16 protein-coding genes are annotated in these 16,342 nt (G+C 43.1%); 9 read left to right on the top strand and 7 right to left on the bottom strand.

Going from position 1 to position 16,342, the window contains the following annotated elements; genetic code table 11:
- Nucleotides 1-363: 363 nt before the first annotated feature.
- The 4 genes from OH455_RS07750 to OH455_RS07735 all read left to right on the top strand — a co-directional run bounded on the left by OH455_RS07750 (nucleotide 364) and on the right by OH455_RS07735 (nucleotide 3,521).
- Nucleotides 364-1,134 (top strand): ABC transporter ATP-binding protein, encoded by a 771-nt coding sequence (locus OH455_RS07750; protein ID WP_045974542.1) that lies wholly within the window; start codon nucleotides 364-366, stop codon nucleotides 1,132-1,134.
- Nucleotides 1,135-1,204: 70 nt separating this feature from the next.
- Nucleotides 1,205-1,975: an ABC transporter substrate-binding protein gene (locus tag OH455_RS07745; RefSeq protein WP_045974541.1), complete on the top strand. Its 771-nt coding sequence runs from the start codon at nucleotides 1,205-1,207 to the stop codon at nucleotides 1,973-1,975.
- A 124-nt stretch (nucleotides 1,976-2,099) separates the two neighbouring features.
- Nucleotides 2,100-2,840 (top strand): ABC transporter permease, encoded by a 741-nt coding sequence (locus OH455_RS07740; RefSeq protein WP_045974540.1) that lies wholly within the window; start codon nucleotides 2,100-2,102, stop codon nucleotides 2,838-2,840.
- Nucleotides 2,841-2,843: 3 nt separating this feature from the next.
- Complete coding sequence (locus OH455_RS07735; RefSeq protein ID WP_206373746.1) at nucleotides 2,844-3,521, top strand: ABC transporter permease; 678 nt, start codon at nucleotides 2,844-2,846, stop codon at nucleotides 3,519-3,521.
- Between the two features lie 59 nt (nucleotides 3,522-3,580).
- On the opposite strand, the gene OH455_RS07730 is transcribed toward OH455_RS07735, so the two are convergent.
- Nucleotides 3,581-5,263: an aspartate:alanine antiporter gene (locus OH455_RS07730; protein WP_045974538.1), complete on the bottom strand. Its 1,683-nt coding sequence runs from the start codon at nucleotides 5,261-5,263 to the stop codon at nucleotides 3,581-3,583.
- 189 nt (nucleotides 5,264-5,452) lie between these two features.
- On the bottom strand, nucleotides 5,453-5,719 hold the full coding sequence (locus tag OH455_RS07725; RefSeq protein WP_045974537.1) for a GrxA family glutaredoxin: 267 nt from the start codon (nucleotides 5,717-5,719) through the stop codon (nucleotides 5,453-5,455).
- 600 nt (nucleotides 5,720-6,319) lie between these two features.
- On the opposite strand from OH455_RS07725, the gene OH455_RS07720 reads away from it, so the two are divergent.
- The 4 genes from OH455_RS07720 (at nucleotide 6,320) to OH455_RS07705 (ending at nucleotide 9,942) form a co-directional block, all read left to right on the top strand.
- A complete protein-coding gene (locus OH455_RS07720) occupies nucleotides 6,320-6,670 on the top strand; it encodes a CidA/LrgA family protein (protein WP_269980969.1) in 351 nt (116 codons plus the stop codon).
- Nucleotides 6,670-7,353 (top strand): LrgB family protein, encoded by a 684-nt coding sequence (locus OH455_RS07715; RefSeq protein ID WP_269980968.1) that lies wholly within the window; start codon nucleotides 6,670-6,672, stop codon nucleotides 7,351-7,353. The genes OH455_RS07720 and OH455_RS07715 overlap by 1 nt, the downstream gene beginning before the upstream one ends.
- Nucleotides 7,354-7,634: 281 nt before the next feature.
- A complete protein-coding gene (locus OH455_RS07710; protein WP_045974536.1) occupies nucleotides 7,635-8,195 on the top strand; it encodes a hypothetical protein in 561 nt (186 codons plus the stop codon).
- A gap of 496 nt (nucleotides 8,196-8,691) precedes the next feature.
- A complete protein-coding gene (locus tag OH455_RS07705; protein WP_269980967.1) occupies nucleotides 8,692-9,942 on the top strand; it encodes an iron-containing alcohol dehydrogenase in 1,251 nt (416 codons plus the stop codon).
- A gap of 35 nt (nucleotides 9,943-9,977) precedes the next feature.
- Here OH455_RS07705 and OH455_RS07700 read toward each other — a convergent pair whose 3' ends face one another.
- From OH455_RS07700 to OH455_RS07680, 5 genes are all read right to left on the bottom strand, one after another.
- On the bottom strand, nucleotides 9,978-10,832 hold the full coding sequence (locus tag OH455_RS07700; RefSeq protein WP_019276064.1) for a MurR/RpiR family transcriptional regulator: 855 nt from the start codon (nucleotides 10,830-10,832) through the stop codon (nucleotides 9,978-9,980).
- A 278-nt stretch (nucleotides 10,833-11,110) separates the two neighbouring features.
- Nucleotides 11,111-12,757, bottom strand: a complete 1,647-nt coding sequence (gene panP, locus OH455_RS07695; RefSeq protein WP_045974534.1) for a pyridoxal-dependent aspartate 1-decarboxylase PanP — start codon at nucleotides 12,755-12,757, stop codon at nucleotides 11,111-11,113.
- 141 nt (nucleotides 12,758-12,898) lie between these two features.
- Entirely contained in the window at nucleotides 12,899-13,414 is a 516-nt protein-coding gene (locus OH455_RS07690) for a hypothetical protein (protein WP_045974533.1), read from the bottom strand.
- Nucleotides 13,415-13,525: 111 nt separating this feature from the next.
- Entirely contained in the window at nucleotides 13,526-14,431 is a 906-nt protein-coding gene (locus tag OH455_RS07685) for a lysine exporter LysO family protein (RefSeq protein WP_269980966.1), read from the bottom strand.
- Between the two features lie 30 nt (nucleotides 14,432-14,461).
- Nucleotides 14,462-15,382 (bottom strand): HDOD domain-containing protein, encoded by a 921-nt coding sequence (locus tag OH455_RS07680; protein ID WP_045974531.1) that lies wholly within the window; start codon nucleotides 15,380-15,382, stop codon nucleotides 14,462-14,464.
- Between the two features lie 348 nt (nucleotides 15,383-15,730).
- Between OH455_RS07680 and OH455_RS07675 the strand changes: the two genes are divergently transcribed.
- A complete protein-coding gene (locus tag OH455_RS07675; RefSeq protein ID WP_045974530.1) occupies nucleotides 15,731-16,318 on the top strand; it encodes a TfoX/Sxy family DNA transformation protein in 588 nt (195 codons plus the stop codon).
- Nucleotides 16,319-16,342: the final 24 nt, after the last annotated feature.

Here is a 16,342-nt window from a genome sequence, read left to right as displayed (position 1 = left end):
AAAATTATTTTCACATTGTGAGTTTTATAACTTCTGTTTGGAGGGACAAGCGAGATCGAATGGACACTATTGAGAGAATTGTTGAGATAGATCTGGTTTTTATAAAAATGTTAAATTGCTACATCGATAGATAATATGTTTGTTAAAATGATTTATGCGTATTATGGAGCGAATTACTCTATAAAATGAATGTTTAGTCATATAAAGTGGCTATATATCCCTAAATTGAAGGTTAATAATTTGTTGCATGTTAGTCTGGGGAGTGCTAGTTTGTAGCAAAATGTGGGTGGAACCCAGCAATTCGCCGGCGATAAAGCCGTTTGTTAAGTCGGCAATTATAATAAAAACAGGGAGTATTAGCGCATGAATGATGTACCGGCGCTGGACATTAAGGAACTGCACAAAACATTCGGACAAAATGAAGTCCTTAAAGGTATCTCGCTTGAGGCACACAAAGGTGATGTTATCTCCATTATTGGTTCATCAGGTTCAGGTAAAAGTACCTTCCTAAGATGTATCAACCTTCTTGAAACACCGACTGAAGGTGAAATTTGGGTTAATGGTGAGTTGATCCAAATGAAAAACAATCGCCTCGGTGAGGCCGTTCCTGCCAACGAAAGACAAGTACAGCGTATCCGTTCCAGACTTGCAATGGTATTCCAAGGTTTCAACCTCTGGTCTCATATGACGGTGCTTGAAAATGTTATAGAGGCCCCTGTGCATGTGTTAGGCGTACCAAAAGCTCAGGCTTTGGAAAACGCTGAATTGTTGCTCAAGAAAGTAGGACTTTATGAGCGTAAAGATTACTACCCAGGACACTTATCTGGTGGACAGCAACAACGTGCAGCGATTGCGCGTGCATTGGCTGTCGACCCCGAAGTTATGCTATTCGATGAGCCTACCTCTGCACTTGATCCTGAGTTGGTCGGTGAAGTGTTAGGTGTAATGCGAGATCTCGCTGAAGAAGGTCGAACTATGCTAGTTGTAACGCATGAAATGGCGTTTGCACGCGATGTTTCTAACCACGTCATGTTCTTGCACCAAGGTCTAGTGGAAGAGCAGGGAGACCCTGCTAAGCTCTTCACTAATCCGGACTCAGAACGTCTGCAGCAGTTCATCTCATCTATTTATTAAGCTTGCACTTAAACGAGTTAAAGACAGACACAATTTATAAGATAAAAATCACAATCACAGGAGTATGGAAATGAAAAAGTGGTTACTAGTTGCAGCTTTAGCTGCTACAGCAGCAACAGGTGTAGCTCAAGCGAAAGATTGGAAGACAGTTCGCTTTGGTATTGAAGGTGCATATCCTCCATTTAGCTGGACTGAAGCGGATGGTTCTCTTAAAGGCTTCGACGTAGACATGGCAAATGCTCTATGTAAGGAAATGCAGGTTAAGTGTAAGATTGTTGCACAAGACTGGGATGGCATTATCCCTTCTCTACTGGCGCGTAAGTATGATGCCATTATTGCAGCAATGTCTATTACTGAAGAGCGCAAGAAGAAAGTGGATTTCACGGGCAAATACGCTCTGATCCCTAACAAATTCATCGCGAAAAAAGGCGCAGGTCTAGATTTTGACAACCTAGATGGTAAAAAAATCGCGGTTCAACGTGCAACCACTCACGATAAGTACTTAACTGACAACTACGGTGACAAAGTTGAGATCGTACGTTACGGTTCTTTCGACGAGGCGTATCTTGATCTAGCAAGCGGTCGTGTTGCCGCTGTTCTTGGTGATGCATCTGCACTGGAAGAAGGCGTACTCAATAAAGCAGGTGGTGAAGCTTACGAATTTGTCGGCCCGTCACTAACGGATCCAAAATGGTTCGGTGAAGGTTTTGGTATCGCAGTGCGTAAGCAAGACAAAGATCTGACGAAGAAGCTAGACGCTGCCATCCTATCTCTACGTGAGAAAGGTGTTTACCAAGAGATTGCTGCTCAGTACTTCAACTACGACGTTTACGGTCAGTAAGTATCAGAAAGCGACCGCTGGTTCTAGTTCCTAGAAGTCGCCAGCGGTCGAATTATATCTATGGCTTGTTGATTGCTATTGAGTCAGTAAGCAAGCTTTGAGTTTAGGGATCAGGAACTCACCTATGCTAGATTTACAAGGATACGAAGCCTCTATATTTAAAGGGGCCATAGTGACCATAGAAGTAGCGCTACTTTCACTGCTGCTTGCGATGGTTTTAGGCATGCTGGGCGCATTGGCAAAGATGGCGCCATACCGCTGGGCACGCGCAATTGCAACCCTTTACACCACAGTGATCCGTGGTATTCCCGATTTAGTTTTAATGATGCTGATTTTCTTCGGCGGACAAATTCTTCTTAACAACAGCTTGTACGCCATCAATGAATCATTGAATGAGTGGTTTGCTTCAAGTGACCCAAATCATGAGTGGACGTCTTATCTACCAGATTACATTGATGTGAGCCCATTCATTGCAGGTGTTTTGACCATTGGCTTTATTTTCGGTGCCTATATGGCGGAAACGTTCCGTGGCGCAATTATGGCGGTAGATAAAGGTGAACTGGAGGCGGCCAAAGCATACGGTATGAGCCCAGTGTTGGCATTCCGACGTATATTATTGCCGCAGATGATTCGCCATGCACTGCCTGGTTTTGGTAACAACTGGTTGGTGCTGCTTAAGACGACTGCATTAGTTTCCATTATTGGTTTGGAAGATATGGTGCGTATGAGCTCTCTCGCTGCAGGTTCAACAAAAATGCCATTCACTTTCTATATGGCTGTAGCGATCATTTTCCTTTTCTTCACCAGCGTTTCAACAGGTCTACTCAAGCTAGTCGAACGCAAATTTAGTATTCATGCGAGGTAAGAAATGGACTTTTCACTGATTATCGAAAGTTTACCGATTTATCTTGATGGGCTCTGGAGGACGGTATGGCTGGTGGGCTTAGCTTTGATCATTGGCTTGTGTGTCGCAATCCCTCTAGGTGTAGCGCGCAATAGTACTAATTACTTTATAAATGGGCCGAGTTGGGCATTTATCTACTTTTTCCGAGGCACACCATTACTGGTTCAGCTTTACCTAATTTACTATGGTATGGATCAGTTTTTCCCAGTGAAGGATACTTTGTGGGAGAACGCATGGTTCTGTGCGCTTGTGGCGTTTGTGCTTAACACCTCAGCGTATACAGCAGAAATTATCCGAGGTGCGATAAATGGTTTACCAAAAGGCGAGGTCGAAGCCGCTAAAGCCTATGGTATGGGAACGTTTATGACCTATCGCCGTATCATTTTGCCGAGTGCACTACGTCGTGCATTACCAGCGTACAGTAATGAAGTCATTTTTATGCTTCACGGTAGTGCCGTTGCAGGTATCGTCACGATTGTTGACCTTACGGGGGCTGCTCGCTTGGTAAACTCTCGCTATTACGCTCCGTTCGAATCTTTCCTCACTGCAGGTCTTTTCTACATGGCACTGACGTTTATGATTCTCTGGTGCTTCAAGTTAGCCGAGAAGCGGTTCCTCGCGTACTTAAGACCGCTTAGCTGATCGAGCTTCAAAATCTAAAAAGGCTTCCAATTGGAAGCCTTTTTTTGTCTAGGTATCCTTTAACTGAGGATAATCAACACGGTTCCCGCAAGTGTCATCAGAATATTCGCGATAGCGTAAGTGCCCGCATAGCCGAGTGCCGGAATGGTCGACTTGGCATAGTCGTTAACGATATCCATCGCTGGGGCGCAAGTTCTAGCACCGATAATGGCACCGAATAGTAGTGCTCGGTTCATCTTCAAAATATAGGCACCTACAAGGTAAGCAAGGGCGACAGGAACCACGCTCACAAGGAATGACAGACCAATAACCTGTGGGCCGACCTGTGCTAAGTGTTCAAACATCTTACCGCCTGCACTTAAGCCAATCCCGACCATAAAGAACATCAATCCGAGATCTTTAACCATATTTAGTGCGCCCTGAGGAACATAGCCGAACGTAGGGTGATTAGCTCGTAAGAAGCCTAGCGTGATACCAGATAGTAGAAGGCCAACCGCGTTACCTAAGCCAAACGAAACTTGTCCAAAGGTCATGGTGATAAGGCCAAACATAATGCCAAGGATGAAGAAGCTGCAGAAAGCCAGTAGGTCTGCCATCTGACTGTGAATGGAGATGAAACCGATTTTTTCTGCTAAGCCGTGAACGCGACTCTTTTCTCCACTGACCTGCAGTACATCGCCTTTAGCTAGAACGATGTCTAGATCCATCGGCATTTCTATCTGCGCGCGTACTACTCGGTTAAGAAAACAGCCATATTCGGATAAGTTAAGATCTGACAGGCGTTTGCCTGCAATAGAGTCACTTTTTACGACGATCTCTTCTTCGATAATCCGTAAATCTAAAAGATTGCGATCGAAAACTTCTTTACCGTTCCTAAAACTAGGGTCTAGTCGCGCATGGCTATCGGGGAAACCAACCAGTGCAATTTCATCACCTTGTTGGAGAATCGCATCTCCATCTGGGTGGGCAAGTATGCCGTTTCGACGAATACGCTCGATATAGCAGCCAGTCTGTCGATAGATGCCAAGCTCCCGTAGGTTCTTGCCATCAATCCAATCGATCAATTCTTGACCGACGCGATAAGCTCGAATGATTGGCAAATAGACCTTTCGCTGCCCGGTACTACCTAACCCACGCTCCTGAGCAATTTGCTGAGCGGAATCGGATAGGTTTTGCTTTTGAAGTTTTGGTAGCAGCTTGGCGAATGTGATCATACTAATCAAGCCAATCAGATACGCCATAGCGTAGCCAACGGACAAGTTTTCAATAACCTGTGAAAAATCCATACCACGTGGAGTGGTGGCTAAGCCGGAGTTGAGAGCATCTTGCGCGCCTACTAATACAGGGGTTGCTGTGAGGGCTCCTGCCATCATCCCTGCCGACAAGCCAAAATCTAATCCCATGCTGTGGCTAGCGAAATAAGTGATACATACAGCGGTTGTAAGCACCACCATGCTTAGGATGAAGTAGTGTTTACCATCTCTGAAGAAAATACCGAAGAAGTTTGGCCCTGCCTCGATACCAACACAGTAAATGAAGAGCATAAACCCAATGGTTAAAGCATCGGCATTAAATGTAAAGCCAAGGTGTCCCATGATTAGAGAGGTAAGTAAAACGCCTATTGAGTTGCCAAGCTGGAGATTTCCAAAACGAATTTTTCCAATAGCTAAGCCAATAGCGAGAACTACAAAAATGAGGAGGATGGGGTTTTGCTCAAGCAAATTTACAACGTCGATGTTCACGGGGCAGCTCTTATGTCAGTGCCAGAGGATAAGTTAAGTGTGCGAATTGTATCTGAATATAGAAAAATGATAAGTGAAAAATATGATAATTTACTATTCGCTGACTTAGGGTAAGAAATTACAATATTGATTTAATTTAAAGCAAAAAAAAGCCGCTTATAACAGCGGCTTTTTTTCAATTCGGAACGCTTACTCGTCGAAAAGACCCAGATGCTCTTTGGCGTACGCTTCGAAGTCATCACAGCCACCGATGTGGTCTTGATCTACGAAGATTTGAGGCACAGTTTCAACTGGCTTACCTACTGTTTTTTCGAGGTCAGCTTTTGAGATACCTTCCGCGTGGATATCAACGTAGCGGTAGTTGAAGTCGTCACGTTTTGCTTTTAGTGTTTCGGCGTGCTCTTTTGCGCGCACACAATATGGGCAAGCTGGGCGACCAAAGATAACTACGAACATATTGTTTTTCTCCTTCATTTTGTTACGTGCAACTATGCCCGAATCAAAGTCGGAAATAAAGTCGCAATTGCCTGTTGCTTTGATAGGTAAAATCTATTGAGGTGTTTTTGCTCGGATTCTGTGCAAGTTTGCCAAACAGTAGGTATAGTATCTTTAGCTCGAGGGCTTACTATATAACCTCACTGACTAAATTTATCATCTCAATTTTTACTTCGTCTATGCTGCTCTGTAGTGGTTTAATGTTCAACTGCCCTGGATTTGAAATTAAAACTGAGAGCGCTACCTACCAAACAATGAGAAGAGATACCTGTCAGTGTCTGAATCTTAATTTTGGTCACGTTATAGTTAACCTGAGACTATGGCACATAGAATCATAGAATCATAGAATCATAGAATCATAGAATCATAGAATCTAATGAAGAAAATATGACTCAAACCTCTATTTGACAGGTTTGGGCCAGATGGATGTTTTTGAAGATCAATTTTGTTTCATGTAAGTTTTGTGTCGTATGTTAGATAAGCGGCCATGATGCGTTTAAATTTGTGCGACAACGATGATAGATTCTTTGCCTTGAATGTTCAAATATTAGGAATGTAGTATTGAAAAATATCCTCTATTCAATCATTTGGGTTTTGGTGTCATTAGTGTTTGGTCACGTTGTTATTTCTGTCAGTGATATGCCGATACCTGAAGGTATTATTGGAATGATGGTATTACTGGTTTTCTTGGCGACAGGAATATGCGATTCTAATCGAATGTCATTCACTAGCAATTTACTAGTAAGACATATTCCATTGTTGATTACACCAGTATCTGTCGGGTTAATGATTAAATGGGACATAGTTGAGTCGAACTTGAGCATACTTTTAGCTAGTGTGTTTGGTGGAACCTTACTGACGCTAATTGTCATGGCATTTTTAATCAATATATTAGAACGAGATAAAAAGTAATGTGGTTAATTGTAACTTTGATTACCTATGTCACCGCAGTAAAGATATGTAAGAGGTTCGGACACCCACTTCTTAATCCTCTGTTGTTGGGTGTTTCATTTGTCATTGCCGTCTTACTTGTATTGGATGTACCGTATTCAGAATATTACGAGGACAATCTAATATTGAGTTATTTGTTACAGCCAGCAATAGTAGTGATGGCTTACCCAATATTCTGTCAGCTAAGTATAATAAAAAAAAAGGCACTATTAATATTAGGTTCTTGTTTTTTAGGGGCCTTGTTTTCGATGTTGTCAGGCGGAATAATAGCATTATCACTTGGTGCAGATGTTTCACTAGTGGTTAGTGTCTTAACCAAGTCAGTAACTGTTCCAATCGCAATGGCAACAACCAACCGATTAGATGGTGATGTTGCTGTTAGCGCTATCCTTGTTTTGTTTGCAGGCCTAGTAGGTGCAATGGCCGCTTACCCAATTTTCCATTTTCTGAAGATTAAAGGAAAAATAGCGAGGGGTCTCACAATAGGGGCCGCTGCTCATGCGCTAGGTACCGCTCAAGCTTTAGATAAAAGTCCCGAAGATGCTGCGTATAGTTCTCTAGCGCTTGCATTATGTGGCATTTTTACAGCGATATGTGCTCCAGTAGTAATGGTTTTGATAGTTATGATTTACCAAGGAGGTTGACAGCTTATCAACTAGGTTCATTTGAACAAAGGCTCTCTTTGCTGAGCCTTATGTAGTGGTTTAATTATCCTTGACACCAAATTAGGTGTTCAATGACAAAACGACGACGTACATTCTCTTCTGAGTTCAAAGTAGATGCCGCAAGCTTGGTTTTTGCCACTCTCACGGTATAACTTCTCAATAAAACAACTAACGCATAATAAAGTTTGATTATTTAGCGTGGATGATATTTATTATTGATTACTGGATCGCAATTTGTCCCGTTTTGTATGGAGGTTTTTATGGGTTTATTCTCTCGCTGGAGAAAGTCCTCAAGAAGAACGAATAATATTGTTGATGAATATGTAATTCGTAGTTTGATTGATAAGCATTGGTCATGCCGCTCTTTTCAAAAAGGAGCGTTAAGAGGAACTGCTTTATACCGTGGTATTGTTTACAGGGGCGACCCAGGATGGGCGAATAACAGAATGCAGTACTTTTTCGATAACGGATTTACCCAACAAAATGAGCAAAACGTTGATTGGGAGAAGTTTTCAGGAAAGTTTGCTGGAGGACACACAGGGAAAGTTGGCATATCGACCACGACTGACTACGACTATGCGGCGAATTGGTGCCCGACAGACGTCTACGTTATTGACCTTAGCCGACATCCTTTTGCCTATGATGTGAATAAGAGTGGTCTCGCAGCGCCAAATCCAGTAGACCGATATCATGTTGAACCCGTTCAGTGTGAAATAAACGTTGCTAACTGGATAAATGCAGAAATGGTATTTGGTCATTACAATCGAAACACCAGAGTATTCACCAAAAATCCAAAGTATGAAGGTGCCTTGGTACTTTAACCGTTACCTTAAAGCTGGTTGGGAGTCATCATCTGATATTCATAAGACAGTCATGCTCCCAGCATTTACGCCACTGATTCAATTCGTTAAGTCCATCAATCATCGGCAGGCGTGTCAACGTTGTAATGTTTAACCTGCCCAACCAGTCATTTATTTGGTTGAGATAAGGTGATGATCGAATAAGATCAAACCTCTCTTCGACAATCCGGCCTGCTAGCTCGATGGCATCAAAGATAACAATGCCGTAAACCACTTAGTAACAAGTCAATACTCAAAGTATGCGCTGTAAGTCGTACTTTTGATAAGTCACTTTCCAAGAAGGCTAACCTGATGACATAAGACAATAAAACTAAACTAAAATCATGGTGTGCTGTGACGTGTGATGAACGTAGTTAGAAATCCGTCGCCTTTTAGTCGCTATTTTTAATTTTGTACTTTGGTTTTCTTTCTAAGTTTCTGAAAATTGACAACTAATTTTAAGAAAGGAGTCTTAGATATGTTCCAGTTTATGACCTCCACTCGAATTATTTTTGGTGAAGGTTCCCTAAAGTCCTCGCTTTCAATTCTCAATCAATATGGTTACAGCGTTTTACTTGTCTCTGGCCAAAGCTTAGTGAGAGCACAAGTTTTAGTTGATTACCTCAAATCTCAATCGATGCGCTACCAACATGTTGCGATATCCGGTGAGCCAAACATCACAATGATCGAAGAGACAGCGTTAGTCGGACGCAAATTCAAACCCGATATGGTGGTGGCAATAGGTGGCGGAAGTGTTTTGGACATGGGTAAAGCATTAGCGGCTATTATTCCTAATCAAGGCGACGTATATGACTATGTTGAAGTAGTAGGACGCAGTGTGCCTCTCAAGGCCAAACCGATTCCATTTATCGCGATTCCTACCACGGCTAGTACAGGGTCAGAAGTGACTCGAAACGCGGTTTTGCGTTCAGGTCAAGATCAAGTCAAAGTGAGTTTGCGAAGTCCTGAAATACTTGCGGATGTTGCAATCGTCGATCCGACGCTAACCTATGGCACTGATATTTATAAGTCAGGTAGAGGGGCGATGGATGCCTTTACACTATTAATGGAAGCTTATGTCTGTGGTGAACCAAACCCACTCACCGATATGATATGTGAGGAGGGGCTTCGTAGATTAAGCTCCTCGATTCTTTCTGGCTGTCTTGACGACAATCCGCAGGCCCGCTCTGATTTGTCTTTCGCTGCCCTGTTAGGTGGAATGGCGAGTTCGAATGCCAAGTTGGGAGCTGCCCATGGCCTAGCTTCGGCGCTTGGTGGCAAGCTGAGAGCGCCGTACAGTGTGATTAGTGCTCGTTTGGCGCCACATGTGATGTCAGAAAACATCAAAGCTGCAAAAAGAATGGGTAGGCATGATGTCCTTGAACGCTACAGTAACATAGCCAGAATTCTGACAAGGCGAACCAATGCAAGACGCGAAGATGCGGTTCTTTGGGTTAATATGATGCTGGAGAAACTGCGCTTACCCATGCTAAACGAATTTGGTGTCTGCAGTACTTCATTTGAAGAAGTTGCATTAAATGCACTTAAGTCGATAGCGATTAAAGGGAATCCTTTGCCTCTGACTCAAGATCGATTGATTTATATTCTTAAGCAAGTTTGTCGTTGTCAGAACGATTGTGCCCAGGAGAGTATTGCTCAAGTAGATGCGATTGCTCGTGTTATAGGTAGTAGCGATGAGCGCCCAGAAACGAAATTGCAAAGTTCTTAATTTGGTGAGTAAAAAAGGAGCCTGCGGCTCCTTTTTTAAAATTGGGATAGTTTGTCGTATCGAGAATCTTTTAGTGCGTCTTTTACGCGTTTTAAATTCTCTCTGAAGCCTGAGCCACGACGAAGTGTAAAACCTGTCGCTAGTACATCAATCACGGTCATCTGTACAACACGGCTTGCCATCGGCATGTATACATCCGTATCTTCGGGGACATCCAAGGAGATTGAAAGGGAACTAGCCTTATCCAGTGGAGAGTCTTTAGCGGTAATAGCAATAACCGTTGCACCATTTTCACGTGCTAAGTTTGCAATTTCTACCTGACTCTTAGTTCGGCCAGTATGAGAGATCAATACAATGACATCGTTGTCTGTACAGTTGATACAACTCATACGCTGCATAACTATATCTTCAAAACAGGTGATGGGAATATTGAAGCGAATAAATTTGTTTTGTGCGTCGCGAGCAACAGCAGATGAAGCACCAAGACCAAAAAACGAAATACGTTTTGCTTGGGTAAGCAAATCGACAGCACGGTTTATCTGCATTGAATCTAGGCTATTTTTTGCCACATCGAGACAGGCCATAGTTGACTCAAAAATCTTGTGCGTATAAGCGTCAGGCCCGTCGTCTTCTTCAACGTTACGGTTTACATAAGGTGTACCGTTTGCGAGGCTCTGTGCCAAGTGAAGTTTAAAGTCGGGGAAACCTTTGGTATCCAGACGCCGGCAAAAACGGTTAACTGTTGGCTCACTGACATCCGCCATTTTGGCTAGAGTGGCAATACTAGAGTGAATAGCAGTCTGAGGTGATGCCATAATAACTTCGGCAACTTTACGTTCAGATTTGCTAAAATTCTCTAGGTTTTTTTGAATTTTTTCTAATGTATTCATAGTGTTCACGTGGGGTATAGAGAACAACTCACTGGATATACCTGTTGGTTGAAAGGTTACAAGTCGTCACCTAAAGGCAATCACTATCCAGCGCCATGGCTCCAGTATAAACCTAAGAAAAAGGTTTCCAGTAATTTTTATACAGTTCAATTGGTGAGAATATGACAAGCCTCAAACTAACCTTTACCAAAACTACATAAATGATGAAAATATGCAAAGGTTCCCGAGAGTTTAGGCTATCAATGTTCGCCAAATTACAGCTTTTACGAAAGAAATTTTCAGATTTCTTTGATTTGTTGAGCTTTTGATTTGATTTTGGCCATCAGGTTCGGGGCTTGTTGAGCAATTTCTCTTTGTTCATCCAGAACCATACTCAAAATGTCCACCCCTGTCAGAGGATTAGCCAACACAACTCGGAAAACTATCGTATTTAATCTGCCCCAGTGGTCAGGGTTTAATCGAGTTCGAGAAACAAAGGATTTACCTGTCTCCCGCTGTCGTTTCTGGATGAACTGAGTCAACTCATTCAGCAAGTCATTAAGTTCAGACTTTTGCTCAAGATTTGCTTTTTCTAGAGCATTGCGAATATCTGCAGGAATATAACGATAGGTGAGCAGACATAGCTCTGGCTCAGAAACCAATTCGAAATCATCCTGTTGCTTAATGAGATTGGCAAAGTACCTCGCTTTCTCGATACTTTGATCAATCAGCAATTCGTAACCCGGTCGGCTGATAATGTGCATCGCGGCATAAACCAACATCGCCATCCCAGATCGAGAACCTTCAAGTGTATGGCTGCCAAGATCCTTAGATCCCTTGCGCAAAATATATTGCGCATGGTGTTCTATGGATTTCATTGCCTCTGGATCCTTGAACAGCACCATACCAGCACCCATAGGAATGTAGAGCTGCTTGTGGGCATCAATGGTGATGGAATCGGCAAGCTCTACGCCATCCAACAGGTGGCGATAATTGTTAGACATAAGCGTCGCACCGCCCCAAGCAGCATCAATGTGGAAATGACAGCTTTCACGCTGGCAAATAGCAGCAATATCTGCGATTGGGTCGATCGAGCCCGTTTCCGTCGTACCTGCAACACCAACCACTGCAAAAGGCTTGATGTTTTGTTGTTTTAGCTGAGATATTTTCTCCTGCAGCGCGTCAGGGCAAATACGGTTGTTGGCATCTGTTTTGATGGCGACTAGACCTTCCTGACCAATGCCAAGTACGTCAGCCGCCTTTTTTAAGGAATAATGACCGCGTTCCGATACCAAAACCGCTAAACCTTCGTAGCGGTAATGTTTCATCGCTTTGAACAGGCCCTCTTTCTCAACACCTTTAAAGTTGCCTTGAGCTCTCAGAGCATTGTTTCTTGCCACCCATAGAGCGGTGATGTTAGCGATGGTTCCCCCTGAGCAAAAAGCACCCAGTGAATGATTTGCGCTGTGCATCCATTGAGAGTAAAACTCATCCTTTCGACCATAAACTAAACGATGAAGCATGCCGAGAACTTGGCGTTCAAGAGGAGTGAAGGCTTTAGATGTCTCGATTTTCACCAAGTTTTGGTTGAGCGCGATCATGATCTTTGAGAGCGGCATCAAGAAGTAGGGCAATGCTGAGGTCATATGCCCAATAAAACTTGGTGCTGAGGTATGCACCGATTGGGAAACTAGAGTGTCAAGCAAGTGTTGGGTATGTTCGGATACGAACTCTGGCTGCTCAGGAAGCGTTGCGTTAGAGAAATCTTTCTCGATTTCCCTAAGTGGTTTTTCTTCCGCGACAATGTGTTCTCGCAAAAACTGATTCAGGTTTCGCGATAACTTCTCTTCAATTTTGGTTAGTGTTGAGTCTGGCCCTTCTGGGACTGTGAAGATTCGGAGTAAACTCTCGAAACTCACGTCAGCCGTCTTGTGTTCCGATACCATACAGCTACGTTGCTCTTATCTTTTTTGTTGCAGCGGGACAATCTAAACGAAAACGGGCGCAAAGTCCCGTCTTAATTGTTTGAACTTAGATACTGTGATTGGGGCATTACCGCTGAGCCAAAGGTCCAGCGGTAATGTGCACTAGGTATCACATGAAATAGTTTCTAGATCTTTAATCGCTGCATTGTAGCGCTTGAGTGCGCCATCTATTTTAGTTGGATGACTCAATAGATCGGCAAATGCGGAGCGAAGGTCGTAGTTCTTGTCATGAGGTTTAGATTGACGATCACTGAAAGTAACTTGGGCTAATCTGCCCAATTCATCGCTGCGTGAAGACAAAGTTTTGATGTCTCTTTGCTCTAGCTGTAGCCAAGCTTCTACAGGTTGACTGGTTGCGATCTTAGATGGGTCGTTTTCAAGGTAATAGTGGACCGCAGCGCGATTCAACTCAAAATGGTTTTTTCGACCTTCCAGAAACCACTCGCTAACTTCTTTAAGGTCAGGGTATTGCTCAGAAGTAAGCTTTGCGAGATCTTCGTACCAGTGTAGAGAAGCATCAACATAGGCGTCGTATTTCTTGGACAAACATGCATTATCAGCGGCAGCAACCATTGTCGAGGTCGCTCCCAGCAGCAATGCAATCAGTAGACGTGTCATAATGTTTCCTTTTGAAGAATAGTTATTATAACCGCACTAAATTAGCAAGAGCTAAATTATAATGTGTGGTTGAGCCCTAATATAGTGAATCTGAAGATAAAATCATGCGATCTAGCCTACAAGAGAGACAAAGAAAAGCATCAATACGGGCACTAAAAGGCTTAATATAAATCCACTCACTATTGCAATTGGTACGCAACGTACCCCACCAGTGGTTTGGATCACGGGTAACGTAAAGTCCATCGCCGTTGCACCAGCATAGCCAATCGCAGTACAGGGCTTAGTGCGGATAGCGAGTGGAATCAATACTAAGGCAACCAGTTCACGTAGTAGTTCAATCATAAATGAGGCTCCACCATAGACAGGGCCGAAAGCATCACCCATCAGAATTCCCGCTAAAGAATACCAGCCAAATCCTGATGCCATTGCCAAGCCACGGTAAAGATCGATGTCTAAAATCATGGCTGCAATTGCGCCGCCGAGCATCGATGTTGCAAGAATCAATAGGGCGATGATCATGCCATGCTTGTTCAGCAGTATTTGGCGAAGCGTGAGGCCACTGTTGCGTAGCTGAATTCCAATGAAAAATAGCAACGCAAACAGAATCCATTCACTGGCTGTGTCTACCCAACTTAAATCAATAGGAAGCATCAAGCCCGCTATTAATCCGCCGCCAACAACCATGATCAGCTTGGCAGATTCCAAGGCCATACTAGATAAAGGCAGCTTGGTTTGCTTTGCGTCTGTTTCAATAGGCAGAAGTTTGTCGACAAATGGGAGCGCTGCTAAGTTACTCAAACTGATACAAACAAAGAAAATGGCGACATATTGAAGGATAAGCTGTAGGTTTTGGCCCAGATTATCGAGTGCCGCGAGGCTCAGCCCCATTAATGCCAGAATGACATAGATAAGGTTAGAAGTCGTGGCGTTAATTTTGTCTAGAACCGATGGCTTGGAAATCGATATCATATACCCGACAACGAGTGGGGCAAAGATGAATATCATCCCTGAAAACATGTGGCTTCCTGTGTTCTGGTACGTATAGCGCTACAGTCCGCTTGCGCTAATTAAGTCACTGATTTGTGTATTGAACTCAATATCACTTAAATTACTGAGTTTGTACAGTATATCGGCACCAGTTAGGTCAAATTCAACGGTGTGCTCGTCGATTTTGTCATCTTGTCTACGGAACATCAGAATATGATTGGCGATTCGAGCGATGTCGAGATAGCTGACATCAACACTCTGTCTTTGAGTGGCTTGATTGGTTGCTACTTCAAGAAAGTCGCTATCAAACCCCCAATGTTCAAGGACGAGTCGGCTCGCATTGGAGCATTGGTTGTTGAAAATTTGGAAAGCAATATCCTCATCGAGATAATTTCCTTGCTCAAGATACATGTAGTATTCGTTCACGATACAAAACAGGCCGATGTCGGCCAGTAGGCCTGTCAATAGGGCTTTGTCGGTTTCGAGATTACTGTATCTTGGGTCGTTGGCATCTTTGAAGCCTTTCACGACCATAACCATAGTGGCAGCCAGTTCTCGCGAATTGTGAGCACTGTTTATCAGCACTTCATTGCAGCTACGGCTTAAGTTGACAGAGTGCTTAAGTTGCTCAATTGCCTGGGCGGTCACTATATCTCTGACTCGGAGAATGCCTAGGCGAGAAACCGCAGTGACTAGGTCAGTACAGGTGATGTTACGACGATTGAATATCACAGAGTTCGCCACACGAATGACGATAGCAGCAAGGCCTGGATCTTCAAGAAGACTATCCGCAACATCTAACACTGTGGTTGAGTCTTGAGTACATAATTTTTGGATTTTCAAAACGACATCGGAGATCGGTGGCAGAGTAATTTTGCCCGAGTTAATGGCGTATTCAACTAACGTTGAGAACTCAGACTCGATGCCTTTAACTAAAAGTTCGTTGTTTTCTGGAAGCCAATAAAAGGATAGATGGTTCATGCATGATCTGCTATAGATTCTACTGCTGACAGTTTAACTTCCCTTACTATTGCTATGCAAATTATTGATAAGTTAAATGCGAGTTCTTACTCGGTGTATTTTGGCTAGTTAAGTATGGAATTTTTGCATGTGTGATGTTACTCCCGAATATCTATGAATTTAGTTTTGTTGGTGTGAGCTGTGCATAGACTTATTTTTTTGCGTTAACTATCATTTATTAGTCATTGCAGTCGGTATGCTGATAAAAATATAAACCGTAGTTTTTCCGGCTGATTGACATTTTTTCGCTTATAGCTGCTGCTATCTGGTGATCGAAAATAATCGGGGTTTTCTAGATTAGAAGGATCAATGGATATGACAGAGCAACAATTTATTAATTATGTCAACAAGTTTGGCAGTTTCCAAAGACGTTCAATGTTTGGCGGGACAGGTCTCTTCAAGCAAGAAGCTATGTTCGCGCTCATGAGTGCTGATAAAGTGTTTATTCGAGGTGGAGAGCATTTAGACGACAAATTGGCGACACTGGGTTGTATTAAGTACCGTCATGTGAAGAAACAGACAACAGCAACAGTCAATTACTACGATATTACTCGGCTAGTTGGTCAACAAGGTGAGTTATTGGATGAGATTGTAGAGCATTCTATTAAGTTTTCGGTTTCTCAACGATACCACAAGAAATCATCATCAAGTCGTCGTTTACGTGATTTACCCAACATGCAATTGACTTTAGAGCGTATGGTAAAGAAAGCGGGTGTCGATGACGTTGATACCTTTCTGAAGCTGGGTGCTCCGAAAGTTTTTTCAAGAGTTAAAGCCATTTATGGCAATGACGTTGACATCAAGCTGCTGTGGAAATTTGCGGGTGCTATTGATGGTGTGCATTGGAAGTTAATTCAAGAGCCGCGTAAGCGCCAATTATTGGCGAGCTGTATGTAAGGCTAAAGATTATAGATTGAATTA

The organism is Vibrio sp. T11.5, from assembly GCF_027587155.1.
GTDB lineage: Bacteria > Pseudomonadota > Gammaproteobacteria > Enterobacterales > Vibrionaceae > Vibrio > Vibrio neptunius.
The sequence above is the reverse complement of the archived record's forward strand: the minus strand, read 5'-3'. Positions and strand labels throughout refer to the sequence as shown.

What these genes read in the sequence shown, in the direction of transcription:
- OH455_RS07750 (WP_045974542.1), top strand. Translation starts at nt 364, where the DNA reads ATGAATGATGTACCGGCGCTGGACATTAAGGAACTGCACAAAACATTC.
- OH455_RS07745 (WP_045974541.1), top strand. Translation starts at nt 1,205, where the DNA reads ATGAAAAAGTGGTTACTAGTTGCAGCTTTAGCTGCTACAGCAGCAACA.
- OH455_RS07740 (WP_045974540.1), top strand. Translation starts at nt 2,100, where the DNA reads ATGCTAGATTTACAAGGATACGAAGCCTCTATATTTAAAGGGGCCATA.
- OH455_RS07735 (WP_206373746.1), top strand. Translation starts at nt 2,844, where the DNA reads ATGGACTTTTCACTGATTATCGAAAGTTTACCGATTTATCTTGATGGG.
- OH455_RS07725 (WP_045974537.1), bottom strand. Translation starts at nt 5,719, where the DNA reads ATGTTCGTAGTTATCTTTGGTCGCCCAGCTTGCCCATATTGTGTGCGC.
- OH455_RS07715 (WP_269980968.1), top strand. Translation starts at nt 6,670, where the DNA reads ATGTGGTTAATTGTAACTTTGATTACCTATGTCACCGCAGTAAAGATA.
- OH455_RS07710 (WP_045974536.1), top strand. Translation starts at nt 7,635, where the DNA reads ATGGGTTTATTCTCTCGCTGGAGAAAGTCCTCAAGAAGAACGAATAAT.
- OH455_RS07705 (WP_269980967.1), top strand. Translation starts at nt 8,692, where the DNA reads ATGTTCCAGTTTATGACCTCCACTCGAATTATTTTTGGTGAAGGTTCC.
- OH455_RS07700 (WP_019276064.1), bottom strand. Translation starts at nt 10,832, where the DNA reads ATGAATACATTAGAAAAAATTCAAAAAAACCTAGAGAATTTTAGCAAA.
- panP (WP_045974534.1), bottom strand. Translation starts at nt 12,757, where the DNA reads ATGGTATCGGAACACAAGACGGCTGACGTGAGTTTCGAGAGTTTACTC.
- OH455_RS07690 (WP_045974533.1), bottom strand. Translation starts at nt 13,414, where the DNA reads ATGACACGTCTACTGATTGCATTGCTGCTGGGAGCGACCTCGACAATG.
- OH455_RS07685 (WP_269980966.1), bottom strand. Translation starts at nt 14,431, where the DNA reads ATGTTTTCAGGGATGATATTCATCTTTGCCCCACTCGTTGTCGGGTAT.
- OH455_RS07680 (WP_045974531.1), bottom strand. Translation starts at nt 15,382, where the DNA reads ATGAACCATCTATCCTTTTATTGGCTTCCAGAAAACAACGAACTTTTA.
- OH455_RS07675 (WP_045974530.1), top strand. Translation starts at nt 15,731, where the DNA reads ATGGATATGACAGAGCAACAATTTATTAATTATGTCAACAAGTTTGGC.